Below are 20,643 nucleotides of genomic sequence, written 5' to 3' on the forward strand. Positions count from 1 at the left end.
GTGCCATGTTCGATCTCGACACGATCCGCCGCGACACTCCCGGATGCCTCGACAAGGTGTTCCTCGACAGCGCGGGATCCTCGCTCCCGCCCGAGCCGGTGCTGACCACGATGATCGAGCACCTGCGACGTGAAGCCGACGTCGGCGGATACGTCGCAGCTGCTCGTCAGAGCGGCGCCCTGGCTGCTGTTCCGCATTCGCTGGCCCGGGTCATCGGCGCTCAGGCAACCGATATCGCGTTGACGGACAGCGCGACCCGCGCGTGGAACGACTTCTTCGCCTCGGTTTCGCTCGGACCTGGTGATCGAATCCTCATCAGCGGAGTCGAATACGCGAGCAACGCCATCGCTGCCCTGGGGCGGGCGCGTTCGACCGGCGCCCACGTCGAGATCATCCCGAGCGATCAGTGCGGACGCATCGACCTCGACGCACTCGAGAACATGCTCGACGATCGGGTTCGCCTCGTCTCCGTCGTCCACGTCCCCACCAACGGCGGCCTGATCAACCCAGTCCGCGAGGTCGTCGAATTGGCCAGAGCCCATGGCTCTCTCGTTCTGCTCGACGCGTGCCAGTCCTTCGGCCAGTTGCCCATCGACGTCACCGAACTCGGCATCGACGCCCTCAGCGCCACCGGCCGCAAGTGGCTCCGCGGGCCACGCGGAACCGGATTCCTGTACGTCCGCCCCGGACTCGTCGACGCGCTCGAACCTGCTGCGATGGATCTGCACGGAGCGGAATGGACGAGCGAGAACAGCTTCGTCCCTGCACCGGACGCAACACGATTCGAACTCTGGGAGACGAGTGTCGCTGCGCGCCTGGGTCTTGGCGTCGCCGCCGATTATCTGCTCTCGATCGGCACCGACACGGTGTGGGCACAGATCGAATCCAGAGCAGTCGCGCTGCGGCAAGGGCTGGCATCGATTCCCGGAGTCGACGTCCACGATCGAGGGACCCAGCTGAGCGGCATCGTTTCCTTCACCGTCGAAGGTATTTCCGAGCACCTCGTGCGGGATCAGCTTGCAGCACAGAACATCACCGTCACCGTCAGCGGTCGCGGGTCCACGCTCCTCGACATGGATGCACGCGGGCTCGACGCCGTGGTTCGCGCATCGCCGCACTACTTCGTCGACGAAGCGGACCTGGACGCATTCCTTGGCGCGGTCAGGAGATTACAAACCTCCCGTTGACCGGGACCACACCTGATCCGCGGAAGTCGAAACTGCAACTGTGTGGCGATCAGTAGTTTCGTCTTCCGAAAGGACGCTTCGCATGGCCGACCCGACCGTCAGACCGATCTCCGCTGCAGACATCACCACCTGGGACTACGAGGCCGACGTCGTCGTCGCGGGATACGGCATCGCCGGCGTCACCGCTGCGATCGAAGCAGCGCGTGCGGGCGCCGAGGTGCTCGTCCTGGAGCGGACGGGCGGTTGGGGCGGAGCCGCGTCACTGGCTGGTGGATTCATCTACCTGGGCGGTGGAACGCCGTTGCAGAAGGCGTGCGGGTTCGAGGACTCGGTCGAGAACATGAAGACGTTCATGAAGGCAGCGCTCGGCCCCGGAACCGACGACACGAAGATCGACGCGTACTGCGAGGGCAGCGTCGATCACTACAACTGGCTCGTCGACGCCGGCGTCCCGTTCAAGGAATCGTTCTGGGGTCAGCCCGGCTGGGAACCGCCGTACGACGACGGCCTCATGTACTCGGGCGGCGAAAACGCCGCACCGTTCAACGCGCTCGTCGATCCCGCGCCCCGCGGACACGTCCCGCAGATGAGCGAGAAGAAGACCGGCGAGCAGGGCGGCGGCTACATGCTGATGAAGCCACTCGTCGAGACGGCCGAAAAGCTCGGTGTCCGTGCAGAATACGATCTGCGTGTCCAGACTTTGGTGGTCGACGGCGATCGGGTCGTGGGAGTTGTCGCCAAGCGCTACGGCAAGGACGTCGCGATTCGTGCCCGCAAAGGCGTCGTGCTTGCGATGGGCAGTTTCGCGTACAACAACGAGATGGTGCGCTCGAACGCACCGCGTATCTTCGGCCACCCGGCGGCCTCGATCGAAGCGCACGACGGCCGCGCAATCCAGATCGGTCAGGCTCTGGGCGCCGACACCGCACACATGGACGCCACCGAGGTCGCGTTCTTCTGCGACCCACAGTTGATGGTGCGCGGCATTCTTGTCAACGGCCGTGGTCAGCGATACATCCCCGAAGACACCTACCCGGGCCGCATCGGACAGGCAACACTGTTCCAGCAGGACAACCAGGCATTCCTCGTGATCGACGAAGCTGCGTACGAGGAAGGCATGAATGCCGAATCGTCCAGTGCGCAGTTGCGGGCGCAGCCGACCTGGGTGGCGGAAACCGTCGAGGAACTCGAAGCCGAGATGGGGCTTCCCGCCGGATCGCTGCAATCGACCGTCGACCTCTACAACCGTCACGCGGCTGAAGGGTCCGACCCGGTGCTCGGCAAGAAGTCCGAGTGGGTCAAGCCGATCGTCGGCCCGTTCGCGGCAATCGATCTACGTGGCCGCACAGGCGGATTCACGCTGGGAGGATTGAAGACAACCGTCGATTCCGAGGTTCTGCACGTCTCGGGTGCGCCGATCCCCGGACTATTCGCAGCGGGGCGCTGCACGTCCGGTGTCTGCGCAGGTGGTTACGCCAGCGGAACCAGTCTCGGCGACGGCAGCTTCTTCGGACGTCGTGCCGGAATCAGCGCAGCGCGCTAGGTCACCACAACCCGCACGCCGTCGGCAAAGCGGTACGGCTGAGTCTGCAGAACCGCGCCGAGGTGTTTCCTCAATCTGGACACCTCGGCGCGCACTGCCACCACATGCTCGCGATCACCGAAGAGCACTTCGCTCAGGCCTGCGGCATCCACGCCAGCCGATCCCACGGCTGCCAGCGCACGCAAGATCTGAGCGTGACGCGGCGAAAGCGCGCGCGTCCAGTTTGCATCACCACGGACCGTCACCTGCGGCGATGCACCGAGTGACAGCTCGAGCTCGATCACCGGCCCGCCGACGCCGGTGCGCAACAGCCAGCCGTCACCGAGCGGCTCAGGCAGACACATCCCAAGACCTGGCACGATGACGGGCTTTCCCGCACTGGGTGCCGCCACCCGGTCAGGCGCGGCAATCCCGCTGGCGCCGGCCACCCAGCCGAACTCGTCGACCACCAATGCCGGACCCGTGCCCGCCGCGAACAATGGCGCCGCCCGCGAGCGCAGGCGATCGAGCTGAGCTGCATGCTCGCGCCACAGCGTCGCCTCCGCGAGGCGAACCGCGGTGCGAACCAGCGCGACAGTGGTGGGATGCACCGAGGCTGCGGACCCGCTGATGTCCACCACACCCAGGATCTCGCCTGTCCGGGGGTCGTGCACAGGCGAGCCGGTACATGACCAATTGTGATGCGTCGGCGCATAGTGCTCGGCCGAGAAGAGTTGCACCGCAGAATCTTCGATCAGCGCGGTACCGATCGCGTTGGTACCCACCGACTGCTCCGACCAGCGCGCGCCTTCGGCAAACCCGAGTGCGTCCGCCGCACGTTTGACGGTCTTCGCCCCTTCGCGCCAGAGCAGGACACCGTCGGCGTCGGCAACGACCACGATGAAGCCCGCGTCCTCGGCGACCTCGGTGAGCGTGGTTCTCAGTTCGGGCAGAACGCTGCGCAGCGCGGTACGCGAACGCCTCGACTCCAACTCGGAGAAATCGGCGACAGCGGACGCGCCGCAATGATCGGGCGCGAGCCCACCCGCGGCCACCCGCGACCACGATCGCGCCACGACGGTCCGCGGCTGCGCCGGTGGTTCCTGCCCCGAGAGAACTGCGTCGTGCACCCGGCTCAGTAGGCGCGCATGCTGCGACAGGTCGGTACCCGGCACGACGGCACCGAGCCGACTGCCTTCGGGAGCGCTCCCCACGGTGGTCACTCCGTCAGGCTACCGCTTTCGATGTGACGCGAACCACGTCCACACGGCCAGGTCCCCACCACCTGCGATTAGCGGCGGGGAGCAAACTCCGGTAACGTATCCAAAGTTGTCTCGGCGAGGGTGAATCGCAGCAGTTCCACACGTTGCAGGTTTACCGTGATCGACGCGGCTACGGCTCAGCTCGAGCGTTTCGCTCCTGGCCGTGTGCGCGCCTGTCCGCCTTGCCGCAGGCAAAACCACACGTCAGTAAACCGAGCACGAACCCCGTGAGTTGTAGGAGCCGTTTCATCATGTCTGAAGAAAACAACCTCGTCGCCGTCGTCCGCACCGAATTCGGCAAGGGCGCAGCTCGCCGCGCACGTCGCGACGGCCAGGTCCCCACGGTTCTGTACGGCCACGGCGAAGATCCCCGCCACCTCAACGTGCCGGCTCGCGACTTCGCTCGCATCCTCCGCGCACAGGGCACCAACGCCATCCTCACCCTCGACATCGAGGGCACGGAGCAAGTTGCACTGACCAAGTCGGTCGTCGTGCACCCCATCCGCAGCTACATCGAGCACGCTGACCTCCTCGTCATCAAGAAGGGCGAGAAGGTCACCATCGACGTTCACGTCGTAGTCGTCGGTGACGCTGCTGCAGGCACCATGGTCGCGCAGGATGCATCGACCATCTCCATCGAGGCAGACGCCCTCCACATCCCCGAGCAGATCGAGGTCTCGGTCGAGGGCCTCGAAATCGGCACCCAGATCCTGGCAAGCCAGCTCGAACTGCCCGCCGGCTCCGTCCTGCAGGCTGACGCCGACACCCTGATCGTCAACGTCGTTGCTGCACCGACCGAGGCTGACCTCGAAGAGGGCGCAGAAGCTCCCGCCGCCGACGAGGCTGCAGAAGAGGCCTGATCCTCTCGGTTCCAACAGAACTCACTGCGCGCGGCGCGTCATTCCGATTCGGAGTGACGCGCCGTTCGTGCGTAGCAGGAAAAACAAGCCAGAAAGTAGCGTCCGTTGAGCACAGATACCGCCCTCGTCATCGGCCTGGGTAATCCCGGCCCGCAGTACGAGAAGACCCGGCACAACGTCGGCTTCATGGTCGCCGGCACCCTTGCCGGGCGCATGGGCGGAAAGTTCAACGTACACAAGAAGAGTGGCGCCGAAATCGTCGAAGGTCGCCTCGCCGGCCGACGTGTGATTCTCGGAAAACCACGCTCGTACATGAATCTCTCGGGTGGCGCGGTCGCCGGTCTCGCGCGATTCTTCTCGGTCGATGCCGCGAACATCATCGTCGTCCACGACGAACTGGATCTCGATTTCGGGACCATCAGACTCAAACTCGGCGGCGGCGAAGGCGGACACAACGGTCTGCGGTCCATTTCGAGTTCGTTGACCACCAAGGACTACCTGCGCACGCGCGTCGGGATCGGTCGCCCGCCGGGCCGAATGGACCCGGCGGACTACGTTCTCAAGCCGTTCTCGTCCACGGAGCGAAAAGAACTCGATCTCGTGTGCGAAGAAGCTGCGGATGCAGTGGAGCTACTGCTCGAACTCGGGCTCGAAGCCGCACAGAACCGCTTGCACTGACAGTCAGTTACCCAGCAGGGCAGCCGAATTGGCGCGGCGGAGCTTTCCCGACGACGTCTTCGGAATACTGCCGGGGCCCAGAACCGCAACGGCGCGAGGTCGGACACCGACGTCGGCAACCACGGCGTGGACCACTTCGCGCTCGATGCGCTTGACCTCTTCCGGATCTTCGAAAGCGTTGGTCTCGACGGCGACCGCAAAGCTCTCACGCTTCTGGCCGGCATCGAGACGGATTGCGACGGCATTTCCCGGGCGCACACCGGCAACGCTTCCGGCCGCCCGTTCGATGTCTGTGGGGTACACGTTCCGGCCGCCCATGATGATGACGTCCTTGACTCGCCCGCACACCACGACCAGTCCTTCTTCGGTGAAGTACCCGACGTCACCGGTGTCGAGCCAACCGTCGGAGTCCTGCGCCGGCTTGTGACCTTCCACCGTGACGTAACCGGGGGTCACTGCCTTGCCGCGAACCTCGATGATTCCGACGCCGCGGGCCGGAAGTACCTGGCCGTCGCGGTCGACGATGCGTCCCTCGAGGTCAGGCACCATCTTTCCGAGTGTGGCGAGGGCACGAGCGTTGGGGCGATTGGACGGCACCGCCCGAGACATCGACTCGAGGAAGTCGGGATCGACGTAGTCGAGGACCTGACCTTGATCGGGATCCGGAATCGACACGGCGAGCGTGGTTTCCGCCATTCCGTACACGGGAGCGAGCGCGGTCGGGTTCAAACCGAAACGCGCACCGGCCTCGGCGAGGGCATCCATCGTGTCGGGATCCACCGGTTCGGCGCCGTTCCACATGTATCGGACGCTGGAGAGGTCGACTGCCCCGTCTTCTGCCTGTGCGAGTCGACGAGCCAAGAGCGAGTACGCGAAGTTCGGTGCGGCGGTGACAGTTCCGCCGTACTTGCCCATGAGTTCCGCCCACAGCACCGGGGTGCGCAGGAAATCCATCGGCGTGATGCTGATGACCTCGGCGCCCACCTGCATCGGAACCGTCAGGAAGCCGACCATGCCCATGTCGTGGAAGAGCGGAAGCCAGCTCACCATCACGTCGTCCTCGATGGAGAACTTGATGCGGTTGATCATCGCGTACGCATTTGTGTAGAAGTTCTCGTGCGTGATCTGCACGGCCTTGGGCGAACCGGTGGAACCTGACGTCAACTGTTGGAGTGCGATATCCGATTCGGCCGTCTCCACGGGATCGATCGACGTTCCGCCACGAAGCTCGTCCACCGTCACGACGGTGATGCCACGCTCTTCGAGGAGCGGCCTGGCCGCGTCGAATGGTGCACCCAGAATGACGGCTTTTGCGGAGATCATGTCGATCACCGTCTCGGTGTCCTGAGCCCAGACGCCCAGATCCGTTCGGGGGGTCGGCTGATGCAGCATCGTCACCGACGCACCGCGCATCCACGTCGCCTGGCAGGCAGGCGCGATGTCGACGGGCTGTCCGGCGAGAATGCCGATCGCGACGCCGCGATCGATGCCGACCTCGGCCAGGCCACCGGCCATGCGCCGAGCTTCCTGGTGGATGTCGCCCCAGGTCTGACGGAAAGCGTTGTCGGGCTCTCCCGTCACCAGGCCGCGGTCGGTGACTGCGGCGGTCGCGTACATCTCTTCGGTGAACTTGCTCAACGCAACTCCTCGGTCAGTGTCACTCTTCGATTCAGTGCAACTCTTTCGCAGGACACAAATGGCTGTGTGTTCGAACACACACATACATTGATAATCAGCGATCGTTCGCCGAGTGTTACGCCGCAGTGGCTACTGCCTCGTGGTCTGCGAGTATCCTTTCTCTGTTGTGCTGCCGCACTCTCCACCTGTCCGCGCCCCGGCACGTCGCCGGCACCGACGCCCACTTCGAGAGGTTCTTCGTTGACTACCCCGTCCGACTCGACTGTCCAGTCCGACACCGAAGGCCCCGATTCAACCGAGAGCGGGGCGGTCGCGGTCACGACGACGACCAAGGGCTTGTCCGCCGAGGCGGAGCGTCGCCGCACCTTCGCCGTCATCTCGCATCCTGACGCCGGTAAGTCGACACTCACCGAAGCGCTGGCACTGCACGCGAAGAAGATCTCCGAGGCAGGTGCCGTCCACGGCAAGGCCGGCCGCAAGTCGACGGTCTCGGACTGGATGGAGATGGAGAAGGCCCGCGGCATTTCCGTCAGTTCCACCGCACTGCAGTTCAACTACCACTCGTCCGAGACCCCGGACGAGCAGATCAACGTCATCAACCTCGTCGACACCCCCGGTCACTCCGACTTCTCCGAGGACACGTACCGCGTCCTGACCGCCGTCGACGCAGCCGTCATGCTCATCGACGCTGCCAAGGGCCTCGAACCGCAGACGCTCAAGTTGTTCCAGGTGTGCCGTCACCGCGGCATTCCGGTCATCACGGTCATCAACAAGTGGGACCGTCCCGGCCAGACTCCTCTCGAACTGCTCGACGAGATCAGCGAACGCATCGGCCTCACGCCCACTCCCCTGTACTGGCCCGTCGGCATCGCCGGCGACTTCCGAGGACTGTTGCGGCGCGGCGAAGACGGTGAGGCTCGCGAGTACGTCCGCTTCACCCGTACCGCAGGCGGCGCGAAGATCGCCCCCGAAGAGGTCATGGACGCCGACGCGGCGCTCGCCAAGGAAGGCTCCGAGTGGGAGACCGCGGCCGAGGAGAGTGAACTGCTCTCCGCTACCGGCCAGGACCACGATCAGGAGATGTTCCTCGCCGGTCAGACGTCCCCGGTGATCTTCGCGTCCGCGATGCTCAACTTCGGTGTCCGCCAGATCCTCGACACTCTCGTCGAATTGGCGCCGCCGCCGCGGGGCCGCGAAGACCTCAGCGGCAAGCCGCGCGAGGTCACCGATCCGTTCAGTGCGGTCGTCTTCAAGGTGCAGGCCGGTATGGACACCGCGCACCGTGACCGTCTGGCGTTCATGCGCATCGTCTCCGGCGTGTTCGAGCGCGGCATGGTTGTCACACATGCTCAAACCGGCAAGCCCTTCACGACCAAGTACGCGCAGACGGTATTCGGCCGTGAACGTTCCACCGTCGAATCCGCGTTCCCCGGCGACGTCGTCGGCCTCGTCAACGCCACCGCACTCGCACCCGGCCACACGCTGTACACCGAGAAGAAGGTTGAGTTCCCGCCGATCCCGTCGTTCGCGCCGGAACACTTCTCGATCCTGCGCGCCGAAAGCGCCGGCAAGTACAAGCAGTTCCGCCGTGCAGTCGATCAACTCGATTCCGAGGGCGTCGTCCAGATTCTCCGCAACGACATCCGCGGCGACGCCTCCCCCGTCATGGCTGCTGTCGGCCCGATGCAGTTCGAGGTCGTCGCAGCGCGCATGAAGGCCGAGTTCAACGTCGAGGCCAAGATGGAACCACTCGGCTACGCATTGGCCCGCCGTACCGACGCCGCGTCCGAGGTCGAACTGAACCGTCAGCGCGGTGTGGAGGTCTTCACCCGATCCGACGGTGTCCTGCTCGCCCTTGTCAGTGACAAGTGGCGCCTGCAGTACATCCAGAAGGAACTCCCGGATCTGACGCTCGAACCCCTCGTCGCTGCTGCGGACTGATGAGCCTGATCGAGGCGCTGTTCGACGCTGAACTGCACATCGGCAGCGCCACAATTCTCTGGCGAGAGATCATCGGAAACGCGTTCGGAATAGGCTCCGCGATCGCGGGCGCGCGACGCTCGGTATGGGCGTGGCCTGTCGGTATAGCCGGAAATGCCTTGTTGTTCACGGTCTTCATGGGCGCACTTTTCCACACGCCGCAAGAGCTCAATCTCTACGGCCAGGCCGGCCGTCAGTTGTTGTTCATCACCGTCAGCGTCTACGGGTGGACCCAGTGGCGACGTGGGGCACGTGACTCCGGTCGCGCAGTCCTGCCCCACTGGGCGACAACTCGCGAGCGAGTCGCCATGATCGCCGTCATGGCAAGCGGCACAATCGCTTTCGCCTGGATATTCGACCTTCTCGGCTCGTACGGAGCGTGGGCGGAGGCCTGGATCTTCACCGGCTCGATCCTCGCGACGTACGGGATGGCACGCGGCTGGACCGAGTTCTGGCTCATCTGGATCGGCGTCGACGCTGTCGGCGTTCCCCTTCTATTCCGGGCCGGGTACTACCCGTCGGCAATCCTCTATCTGGTCTACGCATTCTTCGTATTGTGGGGCTTTGCGATGTGGCTACGTATTCAGCGCCGGACTCCACAAGGGGTATGACCGTAAACGAACTCCTGGTATGTTTGCGTCGATTAAGCAAACCAGCGGTCTGTTTACGGGCATCAGGAGCGAAACAATGGAAGACAAGAATTCTCACGGAATAACGGGCGCCAACGGTTCCGGCAACGGATCGAGAGCCAGTAGTTCCGCGAGTAATGGTTCTGCGAGCAACCTTTCCACGGGTAACGGTTCTGCGAGCAACCTTTCCACGAGCAACGGTTCCAGCAGTGCCACCGCCACAGCGGATTTTCTGTCGACCGCACCCAAGCAATCGGATGCATTCACGTTTCCGCTTCCTGCCCGAACCACGGCCGCACACAGCAGCGGAGAGGACCTTTCAGTGCCAGCTTCAACACGCGAATCATCGAGGACACTCGAGACTCGGAGTCGCACCGTCGTACGGCGCGACGCGATGGGCGTAGCCGCCGTTCGAGTGGCCGGTCGACTCACCCACACCGAACTCATCGCGAATCAGGCCTCACCCTCGAGCACGCATTCCTCCGATCCCACGATGGATCTGGACGAGTTGCTCACGATGCTCGGCAGCTACCTGTTGTCCTCGGGGTTCGAACATCCCGAAATCCACGCCAAGCTCGGTGGACAGTCGATCGTCGTCAACCTCGTGTCGCCGGAGATCAGCGCCAGCTGAGCTCGACCCAGCTGTTCAGGGCCACAGCACTGCTCGTGTCCATGCTCGGTCCGAGCCGCGCCGGTACAACCATCGCTGATGCCGACGCCCGGAGTCTGCCTGCCAGAACTCGACAGACTCCGGCTCGAGGCACCACGCACGCCAGTCCTCCGACACGAACCCTGGGTCGTCACTGATTCTTGCTTCCGCAGCCGCCACCGAGGCGTCGTACGCCCCTAAGTCTTCGAGCACCTCGCTCTGCTTACTTGCGGTCGCCACCGCTCTCGCAGTGACGGAGCGTTCGACGAAGTCTCGGCTTCGAAGTGCGTCGTCGCCCTCGCGAACCAACCCGCGGATCCGGACCTGCTGGCCCGTCTCACGCCAGTAGAAGGCGAGCGATGCTCGCGGATTTTCTTTCAGCTCAATGCCTTTCGGCGAAGCAGCTGAACCCGAAAACCAGAACCCACCCTCGGTCACGTCCTTGAGGATGAGGAAGCGGGAATCGGGCATACCGTCACTGTCGACGGTCGCGAGCGCACATACGTGTGGCTCGACGACGCCGAAGGCCACGGCCGCACGGAGCCAGTCGAGGAACAGCTCTCCCGGCTTTTCCGGAAAATGTTCAGGCGCGGGCGGCGGAGTTCCGGTCAGTGCGGGGATACCGCGAATCCACGTCCGTACGTCAGGCAGCGAAAAATCTGCATCAACCATGAGCCGACTCTAATCGCGGGCGGCCTCAGGAGACGTTGCGAACTACCGAGTCGCCGAACGACGGTTGCTGCAGCAGCGCCCACTTGTTGGACGTCAATCGGAAACTCGGCATGTCGGCGAGCGCCACCACCGATTCCCAGGTCCGCTCGTAGCTCGTGTGGGAGATTCGCCATTCACCGTCGCTGCAGCGGGTGTATCTGTCGTGATAGAAGGCCGATCCGCGAAGAAGCATGCCGTCTTCGGGGATCACCACAGTGTCCGCGAGGCACCAGATCCCGGTTGCGGTGTCTCCGTCGACGTCGATCTCGGGTTGCCCGCACTGATGTTCAGTGATGACGTGTGATCCGAGGGTGTTCTCGAGGAAGGAGACGAACGAATCTCGGGAATCGAAACTGAGTTGTTCTCCGTAGATCGCGGTGGCGTCGACGGTCAGAGTGTCGGCGAATTCGACCCACGATTTGGTGTCCAAGGCGCGTGCGTATCGGTACTTGAGTCTTTGGATGAGAACAATCGCTTCGAGATCCATGATCCCCGCCTCCCGGTGCAGCAACCACCCGTCCTATGTGTGCACATTAGCCTGTATCACGCCGAAACGGGCATTACTCTCAAAGCTAGTAGAAATGTCAGCCGATAACACGCTTTTCCAGGCCGTCGAGCATGATCGTGATCTTCTCGTCCAACCAACCTCGCCCGTGCCACGTTGATTCGTCGCCGATCCCCTCGACCAACGACTCCGACGCATTCCAACTCTCCTGATACGCCTGGCGCGCAGAACGCGAATCCGCGGAGCTCACGGTCTTGTCCATCGCCGCCATCATTGCGAACTGCGTCATGGTCACCTCGGAGATGAAGTCCACGGCCAGGACCGCGTCATGTGGTGTGAAACCCTGCGCAGTCAACGAACCGACCAGTTTCTCCACGATCTCGATTATCGCCGGTGGCGTGCCCGGAACTGCGAGACCGACCTGGGCTAGACCTGGATAGCGCTCGAACGAGGACCACAGAACGTCGCACAAATCCGTCAGAAACTCACGCCACGGACGATCCGTGTCCGGCCATACAGTCTGACGCACAACGTGATCCGCACAAGCCCGCAGCAGCGCTTCACGGTCCGCGAAGTAGCGATAAAGTGCAGAATGGCTGACGCCCAGTCGTTTTGCCACACTCGGCATGGTCAATTCACTCAGATCACCAGCCAGGGCGGCCTCGACGATGTCCACTGTCGACAACGTCGGCGGCCGCCCCGTCTTCTTTCCGGTTTGCATTCTGCTCAGCCTGCCACCTGCTCAGCCCGCTACCAACCGCCATCCCGACGCACGGTGGCGCTGGTTCCAGAACGCGGCGTAGTTCCCACCGGCTGCGAGCAGAACTTCGTGGGTTCCCACTTCGACGATCGAGCCGTCGTCACCGAGCACGATGATCTGGTCTGCGGCCACGACGGTCGACAGCTTGTGCGCGATCACGAGCAGTGTGCTTTCACTGGCGAGTTCCTGCATCGCACGCTGTACATGGGCCTCGTTCTCGGGATCGAGCGCGGCCGTCGCCTCGTCGAGCAGAACGATAGGTGCGCGTTTGAGGAGTGCGCGCGCGATGGAGACCCGCTGCCGCTCTCCACCGGACAGTGCCGTCCCACCCTCACCGACGCGGGTGTCCCAACCCCGCGGAAGTCGCTCGACGATTTCCGCGACGCCCGCGATCCGAGCCACGTCGAAGACGTCATCGTCCGTGGCTTCGGGGCGACCGAGGCGGATGTTCGCGATCAACGTGTCGTCGAAGAGGTACACGTCCTGGAAAACCAAGGACAGTTGCGACATCAGATCGGCACTCGTGAGGTCCCGCACATCGACGCCGCCGACACGCACCACCCCCGAGTCGACGTCGTAGAAGCGCGAGATCAGCCGGGTGACGGTGGTTTTGCCAGACCCTGACGGACCGACCAACGCCGTCAGCGACTTCCGCGGCACCTCGAAGGAGATGTCCCGCAGCACCTGCCCACCGTCCGCGTAGCCGAAGTCGACGGCGTCGAACTGCACGGCCGTCTCCCCCGTCGGCTGCCCGCTGGTATCGGGTTCTACCAGTGGTTCCACTTCGAGGATCTCGGACATCCGACGGATTTCGTTGCGTGCCATTCTGATTGCACCGCCGAACTCGCCGATCTCACCCAGCGGTTGGATGAACCGTGCGGTCAGGCCGAGTAGCGCGATCAACGTGACAGGGTCGATGTCGCCGCCGAGCGCGAGGAATGCACCCAGGATGATCACGGCAGAGAAGACGAATTGCAGGGCGATCCCGTTGACCACGGACCCGATCACCACGAACCACAGTTGTGAACGACCCGCAGTGTGTTGCGCTTCGATCGCGTCGTCGAGCGGTTCGTACACCCCGTGTGTGCGTCCGAAAGCACGCAGGACCGGTTGGCAACGCGCGTACTCGAGCACTCGATTGTTCGATTCGACGGCTGCGGCATGTGCCCGATCGTCCGCCTTCGCAGTCATCGTCGAGGCAAATCTGGCTGCCGCGAACAGAATCGGAACGCTGACCACCAGCGCCAGCCCGAGCCGCCAGTCGAAGAACAACATGCACACGACAATGGTTGCCGGGCTGGCGATTCCGGAGATGATCGGTGTCATCAGGTGCGCAGCCGCCCCCATCACCGAGATGGTGCCCTTGCTGGCAACCTGCGATACCTGGCCGAGACGGCCGGCGCCGAACCAGCCGAGCGGCAGAGTGACGAGATGATCTCCCAGGCGCAGATGCATAGTCCTCAGCAGCGTGAGGGCCGACTCGAATCCCTTCATCGCCTGCAGGTAATGCGCAATCGAACTGATCACGGCGCACACGGCCATTGCGGCGAGCCACCGAAGGAAACTGCCCCAGTCCTGATCGAACAGTGCCTGCACCGCCGGGACCAGTAGCGCCACTGCCAAACCTTGCATCACGCCGTACAACACTGCCCACACCAAGAACTCGCGATAGCGGCCCTGATTCTGCGGGCCGAGTATCCGGAAGAGGTCGCGAATCATGAGTTGGCCTTTCCTGCTGCGTCAGACGTACCAGCGATGCTGTCGGCCCGACTGTGACTCGCCCACATCCGGGCATAGGTTGAACCACTCGCCACAAGCTGATCGTGTGTGCCCTTCTCCACGATCCGTCCGGCGTCGAGAACCACGATCTGATCGGCGCTCACGATCGAAGCCAACCGGTGCGCGATCACCAGCACGGTGCGCCCCACCGTCAAGCGCGACAACGCCTCCTGGATATCGGCTTCGGACTCCGGATCGGCGAAAGCGGTTGCTTCGTCGAGCACGAGAACAGGAGTGTCCGCGAGAATCGCACGCGCAATGGAGACCCTTTGGGCTTCACCACCCGAGAATCTGGCGTCGACCCCGACCACGGAGTCGTAGCCTCTCGGGAGCGCTTCGATTCGGTTGTCGATCTGCGCGGCTGCGGCAGCGGCCTTCACCTCGGCCGAAGTCGCCTGCGGTCGGGCAAGCCGAATGTTGTCGAGCACGGTCGCTTCGACCAGCTGCACGTCCTGCAGAACGAATCCGACGTGGCGGTACAGCTCGTCGGTCGCCACGTCCCTGACGTCGACACCACCGATGGCCACCGATCCGGCACGCACGTCGTGGAACCTCGGAACCAGCGTTGCCAGCGTCGACTTACCCGAACCCGAAGGTCCGACCAACGCCGTCACAGTGCCCTCCGGCAGCGTCAGATCGATGTCGGTCAGAACGTCGGCGCCGTCGTCGTAGGCGAAAGAAACTCCGGAGAATCGAACTTCATTCCCCGCGGGACTTTTCGGATGATCGGTTTCCGGCAGCGCCTCGGTCGAGAACAGCGCAATCAGTCGCGCCGCAGCGGCGGCTGCCTCTCGGCGAGCCTGCATACCGAAACCGATGGTCGTCACCGACACCGGAATCACCATCGCGACAAGAGAACTGGTCAGCACATCGATGGGTGACACCCATCCGGAGTGGACGAACCACGAGCCGAGGCCAAGGTTGACCACCAGCACTACCGGTGCGCTCAATGCAATCGAGGCCAGCGCCTCGGTCCGGAGCATCGGGCGAACCCAGCCCTCGTACGAGAGTGCAAATGCCTTGGCGGCGTCGCGGTACCGGGAGTGTGACTGCTTGTCCTGACCGAAGGTCTTGACCACTGCGATACCGGTGACGAACTCGACGATGGTGTTGCTGATGGCCGCGATGCCCTCATTCATCCGGCTCATCTTGACGGCCATGTCCTTGGTCATCGTCGCGTAGGCGATCATGTAGATCGGGAGCGTGGCAATCGCGACCAATCCCAGACGCCAGTCGATCGAGATCACGTAGCCGAGTCCGACGAGCGGCACTGCGATGGCTCCGGTGGTCTCGACGGCGCTGTGCGCAACCAGGTAATGGAGATCGGAGATGTCGTTCTGCGCGGCTTTGCGCACGGTTCCGGACGTGTGGGAGGTGAACCAGCCCAGGGGAAGTCGACCGAGAGTCGCTGCGATTCGACGCCGCAGCACCGCCTGCAGATTCACATCGGCGAAGTGCGTCACGATCAACGCACCGCCTCCGAAGAACGCACGCATACCCAGACCGAAGACGACCACCCACACGATCGTCCAGACACGGGACGAGTCGACGTCACCGCCCACGATCAGCGTCTTACCCAGTTCGGCGATGGCCACGTACGGCACGATGGCGGCGACCGCGGCGATCACCTGCATCACCATCGCGATGGTGGTCCGCGTGCGCACTGGAGCAAGGAGTTCGCGAAGCGCGCTCTTGTGCTCCGCCGCTTCAGCTTTGGCTTGCGAGGCTTCGGCCGCCGCTCCTTGTGATACGTCGGCCTCTTCAGATGAAATGTCTGCTTTCGTGGCCTGTGTCGTCGTCATTTCGAGAACGCCTTCCATCGGGTAACTGCGTCGGCGTCGGATGCGATGCGTCCTTGGAGCTCCGCGCCGGTGAGTGTGCGATCGGCAAGTGCCTCGAGGTCTTCGAGGATCCAGTAGACCGCGAAGGGATAACTGCCGAACCAGAGTTCGCCGCTGACGTCTGCCGTGCGCCCGGCCTGCACCGCAGGGATCTCGTTGAACAACGGATTTGCGTGTACCAGTGCGCCGCCGTAGATGTTTCCCGAGGTCACGACCATCGCGTCCGCCGCGTGCTGCCCGACCTCCTCTCCCGACACCGAAGACGTGGCGACACCTGTGTTCGGTCCGATCTTCGCGTCGAGTTCGGCTTGTGGACGCCTGAAACCGGCTTCCTCGATGATCGAGGACATCGGCGACTGTGGGATGACGGTGTAGATGCCGCCGGAGAATCCCACCAGCACGGACAACGTCTGCGGTTGCGCCTCGACCGTTCCGGATCCTTCGGCAAATTTGGTCTCGAGCCTCGACACGATTTCGCGAGCTTCGGACTCTCGACCCAGTGCAGTCGCCGCGGTATTCAGAACTTCGCGCCACGGCGCCGCATAGGCGAGCACCGTCGTCGGGGCAATCTCGTTGGCCTGAGCCGTGATCGACGTCAGCGACCCGACGTCACTGAGCAGGATTCTGTCAGGATCGATTGCTGCGATCTGTTCGACGTCGGGTGACTCGAAGAACGTCGGTTTGTCGACGACCTCTATGCCCTCGCTCTGCAAGATCTCCTTCGCCGCCTGTGATTGCAGGGTGGCAAAGACCGTATCGGGCTTGACCCCAAGTGTGAGCGCGTTGAGTGCTGCGAACTCGTCCAGTGCGCCCCACTGCTGCCGCATCCTTCTCTCCCTGCTTTAGTTACACACTGTCTCGATTAGGGGAGCCTACAATAACTCAAGCCGTTTGTGCAGCCCTCGTCACCGGAAGTGCAAACGCCGGCAGACACGCGACAACACTGATGACTGCGCCCATCACGAACGCCGCCCCGAACGAATCACCGGAAATACCGATCGCCAGGACTGCTGTGGTCACCGGCGCACCCACCGCCGATCCCACGGTCCTGATCACGCTGTTGACACCACTGGCCGCTGCCATCTCCGATGGCGGGACGATCGAAGCAACCAACAGAGCACAGACCGCGAACCCCACGCCGTTCCCCAACCCGACGAGGGAGAAGAACAGCACGATCGCAACCACCGAACTCGGCCAGATTGCAAGTCCGATCGCGCCCGTCGCCATGAGTGCCAGCGCTGTCACCGCCGGTACTCGCGGCCCGTATCGCCGCGCGAGAGCCGGCGTCAAACGCCCGCCGAGAAAGACGAGTACAGCGGCAGGCAAGAGCGCCAACCCGGTCTGCACGACAGTGAATCCGCTTCCGTACGTGGACGTGTCCGGCGCCTGGAGGATCCGCGGCAGGCAGAGGTAGAAGATGTACGGCACGAATCCAAACACCAGAGTGAGTGCGCTGGTGATCATCATCGGCTTGTCCCGAAAGACTCGCATGTCGACAATCGGCGCGTCGTGGCGGGAATCGACGGCAATCAGTGTCGCGAACGAAACGAACGCGATCACAACCAGACCCCAGAATCCGAGCGACAGAACTCCCCAGTCGGAGGCTTTGGTGATCGCCAGGAGCAGGCTCACCAATCCGAACGCCAGTGCTCCGGCACCGGCCCAGTCCGTCGGCATACCCGGCCGGCGATGCGAACCCGGAACCACGGCCACCACCGCGACCAATGCGAGCACGATCAAGATCCCGGTGATCACGAACAACCACTGCCAACTGAGGTACTCGAGAATGACACCGCCGATCACCAGTGCACTTCCGGCACCGATTCCCAAAGTCCCAGCGAGCCAACCTATCCCCGAAGACAACTCGGGGCCCACTACCGTTCTCCGCAGCACAGCCATCGCGAGCGGGAAGCTCGCCATACTCACTCCCTGGACGGCCCGAACGACGAGCAGCACCCCGATGTTCGGCGCTGCCGCGGCGGCGAATGTGGCGAGGGCAAAGATGATCAGAACGATCACCAGAACTCGCTTGTCGCCGAACCGGTCACCCATTGCCCCGACGATCGGAGCCATCACCGCGGCCGCCAACAGATAGGACGTAAGAATCCACCCGGTCACCGCCACGGACGTGTCGAAATGCTCACCCAACACCGGCAACGCCGGTACCAGCATCGTCTGCATGAGCGAGTAGACGAGTACCGCTCCAGCCAGGGCTGCGATCACCCGGCTCCCGGATCGCGTGGGCGCCTCTGCCAAGGTCGTCATCGACACCTTCCTCCAATCATGAATCGAATCGGAACGGAACACTCCGTTCCGATTGAGTAAACCATGCATTGCTAGCCTGTGGGAATGGCGAAAGAGAATGCGAGCCTCCCCGGACGCGCCCGAGAAGCCGCAGACAACGACGTCACCGTGCTGCGAGCGGCGCGCGAGATTTTTGCCGAACAGGGTTGGAATGCACCGGTATCGGCGATTGCCGCACGGGCCGGAGTGGGCGTCGGCAGCATCTATCGCCGATACCGAGGCAAGGAGGAACTGGCGCAATCCCTGCGCGTCTGGGCGATCGATCACCTCGCCACCCTTGCCCGAGAGTGCGTGAGCACCGCGAAAACCGATGAAGCCGTATTGAAGACGTTCTTCTCGCGATATCTCACCGAATCGGTGGGACCGCTCATTCCGGTCCTCGGAGGCAGGTTGCCTGAACACGCCGAAGTCACTCGTGCCGCCGAAGAATTGGAGGACGCACTGCAATCCATGGTCGACGTCTGCATCGACGCTCACGAAGTCCCGCCCGGCTTCACTGCTGCAGACGTCATGCTCATGACAGTGCATCTGCGGCCGACTCTGCCGATCGATGGCGATCGAGCCACCGAAATACACACGCGTTATCTCGATTTCATGCTCGACGGACTTCGTGGCGGAACACCTCAACCGTCGATCACTCCCCCATCCTGGAGCGAATGGCTTCAGATGTGGCAGGGCACCTGACCCGGAGAACACCTGAACGGAACATCAGGTTAGGCTTACCTAGCTTAGTTCGCCATGTTCGGAAGGTTTTCATGAAACTCACCCGCCGGTTCGCCGGATTCGCCGCACTACCCGCCGTCGCCGCACTCCTACTCACCGGTTGCGGAAGTAGCGACGCATCACCTTCTACCGAGACCAGATCTGCCGACCAGTCCTGGAGTTACACAACGGGATACGGAAACACGATCACCCTCGATCACGCCCCGAAGCGGATCGTCGTCGACGCGTATTCCGCTGCTGCGCTGTGGGACTACGGTATTCGGCCGGTCGGCATCTTCGGTTACGGCGTCGGCAATCCCGACGTCACCGATCATGCCGACGAGTCGACCATGACGGTCGTCGGCCGTGAAGGCGAACTCAGCGCGGAAGCACTTGCGGCACTGGACCCCGACCTCGTCATCGGGTACGGCAACAGCGACGACCCGACGCGATGGACTTGGTGGGACGAGCCGATGGGCAACACCGTCAACAATGTTGCACCGTTTGTCGGCGTCAAGTTCTCCGGAGCCTCGACACCGGACGTGTTGAGCGAATACGCCTCACTCGCCGAAGCTCTCGGCGGGAACACCGACACAGCCGCAGCACGCGAGGGCAAGGAAGCATTCGAATCCGGTGCAGAGCGCATCCGAACTGCCGCGGGCAAGGTCGACGACATCGAAGTCCTCGCCCTGAACGGTGACAGCTCCGAGTTGTACGCAGGCACAACGGCGCTCGCCCAGTTCGGTTATCTGAAAGAACTCGGTGTGAAGTTCACCGGACCGGGAGGCGACAAAGGCTGGGCCGACCTCAGCTGGGAGCAGGTCCCGGATTACCCGGCGGACATCGTGTTCCAGTTCGCGAAGTCGGCAGAAGCATTCGCAGCATCACCCGTGTTCGTCAAGCTGCCCGCGGTGACCGCGAACCAGGTGATCGACTTCGACGACAAGCGTCCCAACACCTACGCCAATTACGGCGCCTGGTTCGAGCAGGTTGCACAACTACTCGACCAGGCCCGCAACGTCGCCTGAATTACTGCCCAGCAGTGATTCGCCCGGCCGCTTCCTCGAGAACGTCGAGGAAGATGGCCGCGGTGAGCGCAAATCCTTGGTTGTATCGCGCGTCGCTGGTCAACACGTTGCCCGCTTGAACTGCAGGCAACCGCTGCCACGTCGGCTGCGTCTTGATCGCGTCGAGTGCTTCCTGATCGCGCGCTTGGGCGATGATCACATCCGCCGGAGCCAAGGTGTCGAGTTGCTCGAACGACAACTCGAACGAGTTCTCTGCATTGTCGTCGTCACGGAAAAGCACGTCCAGGCCGGCATCGATCGCAACACTGATCCGCAGATTCCGCTGATGCACAAGGAATCCGGTCGGCGTCTGAACGCCGAACACGATCTTCTTTCCGCCCAGCTTCTCCTGCAACATGGGTCGCAGTCTCGCGAGCTTGTCGTCGTACTCCGCGATGGAAGCCTCGGCGATTGCCACACGGTCGAGTTGGCTCGCCTGCGCCATCAGCGCACCTCGCCAGTCGACCGGGTGTCCGGCGATCGGTTCGACGTCGTCGCCGACGACCAACAGCGGCGCGATCGAAGACAAGCGCTCGGTGCCGTACCAGTCACTCGTGTAGCCGATCGCA

The 20,643-nt window shown here is 63.2% G+C and carries 20 protein-coding genes; 9 read left to right on the forward strand and 11 right to left on the reverse strand.

Translation table 11 applies throughout. From position 1 onward, the window contains the following. Positions 1 to 5 precede the first annotated feature (5 nt). Positions 6 to 1,187 (forward strand): aminotransferase class V-fold PLP-dependent enzyme, encoded by a 1,182-nt coding sequence (locus tag RE4_RS28210; protein ID WP_060939774.1) that lies wholly within the window; start codon positions 6 to 8, stop codon positions 1,185 to 1,187. Positions 1,188 to 1,269: 82 nt separating this feature from the next. Continuing rightward, positions 1,270 to 2,730 carry an FAD-dependent oxidoreductase gene (locus RE4_RS28215; RefSeq protein ID WP_029255897.1) on the forward strand — a complete coding sequence of 487 codons (1,461 nt, stop codon included), beginning with the start codon at positions 1,270 to 1,272 and terminating at the stop codon, positions 2,728 to 2,730. Here RE4_RS28215 and RE4_RS28220 read toward each other — a convergent pair. Then, a complete protein-coding gene (locus RE4_RS28220; RefSeq protein WP_019744666.1) occupies positions 2,727 to 3,932 on the reverse strand; it encodes a GAF domain-containing protein in 1,206 nt (401 codons plus the stop codon). The two genes, RE4_RS28215 and RE4_RS28220, sit on opposite strands and share 4 nt — an antisense overlap. Before the next feature lie 290 nt (positions 3,933 to 4,222). Between RE4_RS28220 and RE4_RS28225 the strand changes: the two genes are divergently transcribed. Further along, the gene (locus tag RE4_RS28225; protein ID WP_020908579.1) at positions 4,223 to 4,831 is read left to right on the forward strand and encodes a 50S ribosomal protein L25/general stress protein Ctc; all 609 of its coding nucleotides are present in this window, start codon (positions 4,223 to 4,225) and stop codon (positions 4,829 to 4,831) included. 105 nt (positions 4,832 to 4,936) lie between these two features. Then, positions 4,937 to 5,509 (forward strand): aminoacyl-tRNA hydrolase, encoded by a 573-nt coding sequence (pth, locus tag RE4_RS28230; RefSeq protein ID WP_003946229.1) that lies wholly within the window; start codon positions 4,937 to 4,939, stop codon positions 5,507 to 5,509. A 3-nt stretch (positions 5,510 to 5,512) separates the two neighbouring features. On the opposite strand, the gene RE4_RS28235 is transcribed toward pth, so the two are convergent. Next, positions 5,513 to 7,147 carry a fatty acyl-AMP ligase gene (locus RE4_RS28235; protein WP_029255898.1) on the reverse strand — a complete coding sequence of 545 codons (1,635 nt, stop codon included), beginning with the start codon at positions 7,145 to 7,147 and terminating at the stop codon, positions 5,513 to 5,515. 336 nt (positions 7,148 to 7,483) lie between these two features. Between RE4_RS28235 and RE4_RS28240 the strand changes: the two genes are divergently transcribed. Continuing rightward, complete coding sequence (locus RE4_RS28240; protein WP_135000451.1) at positions 7,484 to 9,088, forward strand: peptide chain release factor 3; 1,605 nt, start codon at positions 7,484 to 7,486, stop codon at positions 9,086 to 9,088. Beyond that, on the forward strand, positions 9,088 to 9,738 hold the full coding sequence (gene pnuC, locus RE4_RS28245) for a nicotinamide riboside transporter PnuC (RefSeq protein WP_019744670.1): 651 nt from the start codon (positions 9,088 to 9,090) through the stop codon (positions 9,736 to 9,738). The genes RE4_RS28240 and pnuC overlap by 1 nt, the downstream gene beginning before the upstream one ends. A gap of 93 nt (positions 9,739 to 9,831) precedes the next feature. Here the strand turns inward: pnuC and RE4_RS31895 are convergent, their stop codons facing one another. Beyond that, positions 9,832 to 10,023 (reverse strand): hypothetical protein, encoded by a 192-nt coding sequence (locus tag RE4_RS31895; RefSeq protein WP_306490524.1) that lies wholly within the window; start codon positions 10,021 to 10,023, stop codon positions 9,832 to 9,834. A 55-nt stretch (positions 10,024 to 10,078) separates the two neighbouring features. Here RE4_RS31895 and RE4_RS31900 point away from each other — a divergent pair, with 55 nt between their 5' ends. Further along, positions 10,079 to 10,387 carry a hypothetical protein gene (locus RE4_RS31900; protein WP_283301934.1) on the forward strand — a complete coding sequence of 103 codons (309 nt, stop codon included), beginning with the start codon at positions 10,079 to 10,081 and terminating at the stop codon, positions 10,385 to 10,387. 15 nt (positions 10,388 to 10,402) lie between these two features. On the opposite strand, the gene RE4_RS28255 is transcribed toward RE4_RS31900, so the two are convergent. The 7 genes from RE4_RS28255 to RE4_RS28285 form a co-directional block, all read right to left on the reverse strand. Next, complete coding sequence (locus tag RE4_RS28255) at positions 10,403 to 11,077, reverse strand: pyridoxine/pyridoxamine 5'-phosphate oxidase (protein WP_060939776.1); 675 nt, start codon at positions 11,075 to 11,077, stop codon at positions 10,403 to 10,405. Positions 11,078 to 11,102: 25 nt separating this feature from the next. Then, positions 11,103 to 11,603: a nuclear transport factor 2 family protein gene (locus tag RE4_RS28260; RefSeq protein WP_020970307.1), complete on the reverse strand. Its 501-nt coding sequence runs from the start codon at positions 11,601 to 11,603 to the stop codon at positions 11,103 to 11,105. 97 nt (positions 11,604 to 11,700) lie between these two features. Next, entirely contained in the window at positions 11,701 to 12,342 is a 642-nt protein-coding gene (locus tag RE4_RS28265) for a TetR/AcrR family transcriptional regulator (protein WP_019744674.1), read from the reverse strand. 21 nt (positions 12,343 to 12,363) lie between these two features. Next, on the reverse strand, positions 12,364 to 14,100 hold the full coding sequence (locus RE4_RS28270; protein ID WP_060939777.1) for an ABC transporter ATP-binding protein: 1,737 nt from the start codon (positions 14,098 to 14,100) through the stop codon (positions 12,364 to 12,366). Further along, positions 14,097 to 15,962: an ABC transporter ATP-binding protein gene (locus RE4_RS28275; protein ID WP_238077152.1), complete on the reverse strand. Its 1,866-nt coding sequence runs from the start codon at positions 15,960 to 15,962 to the stop codon at positions 14,097 to 14,099. The genes RE4_RS28270 and RE4_RS28275 overlap by 4 nt, the downstream gene beginning before the upstream one ends. Beyond that, positions 15,959 to 16,828, reverse strand: a complete 870-nt coding sequence (locus tag RE4_RS28280; RefSeq protein ID WP_060939779.1) for an ABC transporter substrate-binding protein — start codon at positions 16,826 to 16,828, stop codon at positions 15,959 to 15,961. The genes RE4_RS28275 and RE4_RS28280 overlap by 4 nt, the downstream gene beginning before the upstream one ends. A gap of 55 nt (positions 16,829 to 16,883) precedes the next feature. Then, positions 16,884 to 18,266 (reverse strand): MFS transporter, encoded by a 1,383-nt coding sequence (locus tag RE4_RS28285; RefSeq protein ID WP_060939780.1) that lies wholly within the window; start codon positions 18,264 to 18,266, stop codon positions 16,884 to 16,886. A gap of 84 nt (positions 18,267 to 18,350) precedes the next feature. Here RE4_RS28285 and RE4_RS28290 point away from each other — a divergent pair, with 84 nt between their 5' ends. Continuing rightward, on the forward strand, positions 18,351 to 18,989 hold the full coding sequence (locus RE4_RS28290) for a TetR/AcrR family transcriptional regulator (RefSeq protein WP_041815118.1): 639 nt from the start codon (positions 18,351 to 18,353) through the stop codon (positions 18,987 to 18,989). A 71-nt stretch (positions 18,990 to 19,060) separates the two neighbouring features. After that, positions 19,061 to 20,035 (forward strand): ABC transporter substrate-binding protein, encoded by a 975-nt coding sequence (locus RE4_RS28295; protein ID WP_060939781.1) that lies wholly within the window; start codon positions 19,061 to 19,063, stop codon positions 20,033 to 20,035. A 1-nt stretch (position 20,036) separates the two neighbouring features. On the opposite strand, the gene RE4_RS28300 is transcribed toward RE4_RS28295, so the two are convergent. Continuing rightward, positions 20,037 to 20,643, reverse strand: a 607-nt coding sequence (locus RE4_RS28300) for an ABC transporter substrate-binding protein (RefSeq protein ID WP_155716994.1), incomplete at its 5' end; no start/stop codon positions are given.

Origin of the sequence: Rhodococcus erythropolis NBRC 15567 (assembly GCF_001552595.1) — a bacterium.
GTDB lineage: Bacteria > Actinomycetota > Actinomycetes > Mycobacteriales > Mycobacteriaceae > Rhodococcus_F > Rhodococcus_F erythropolis.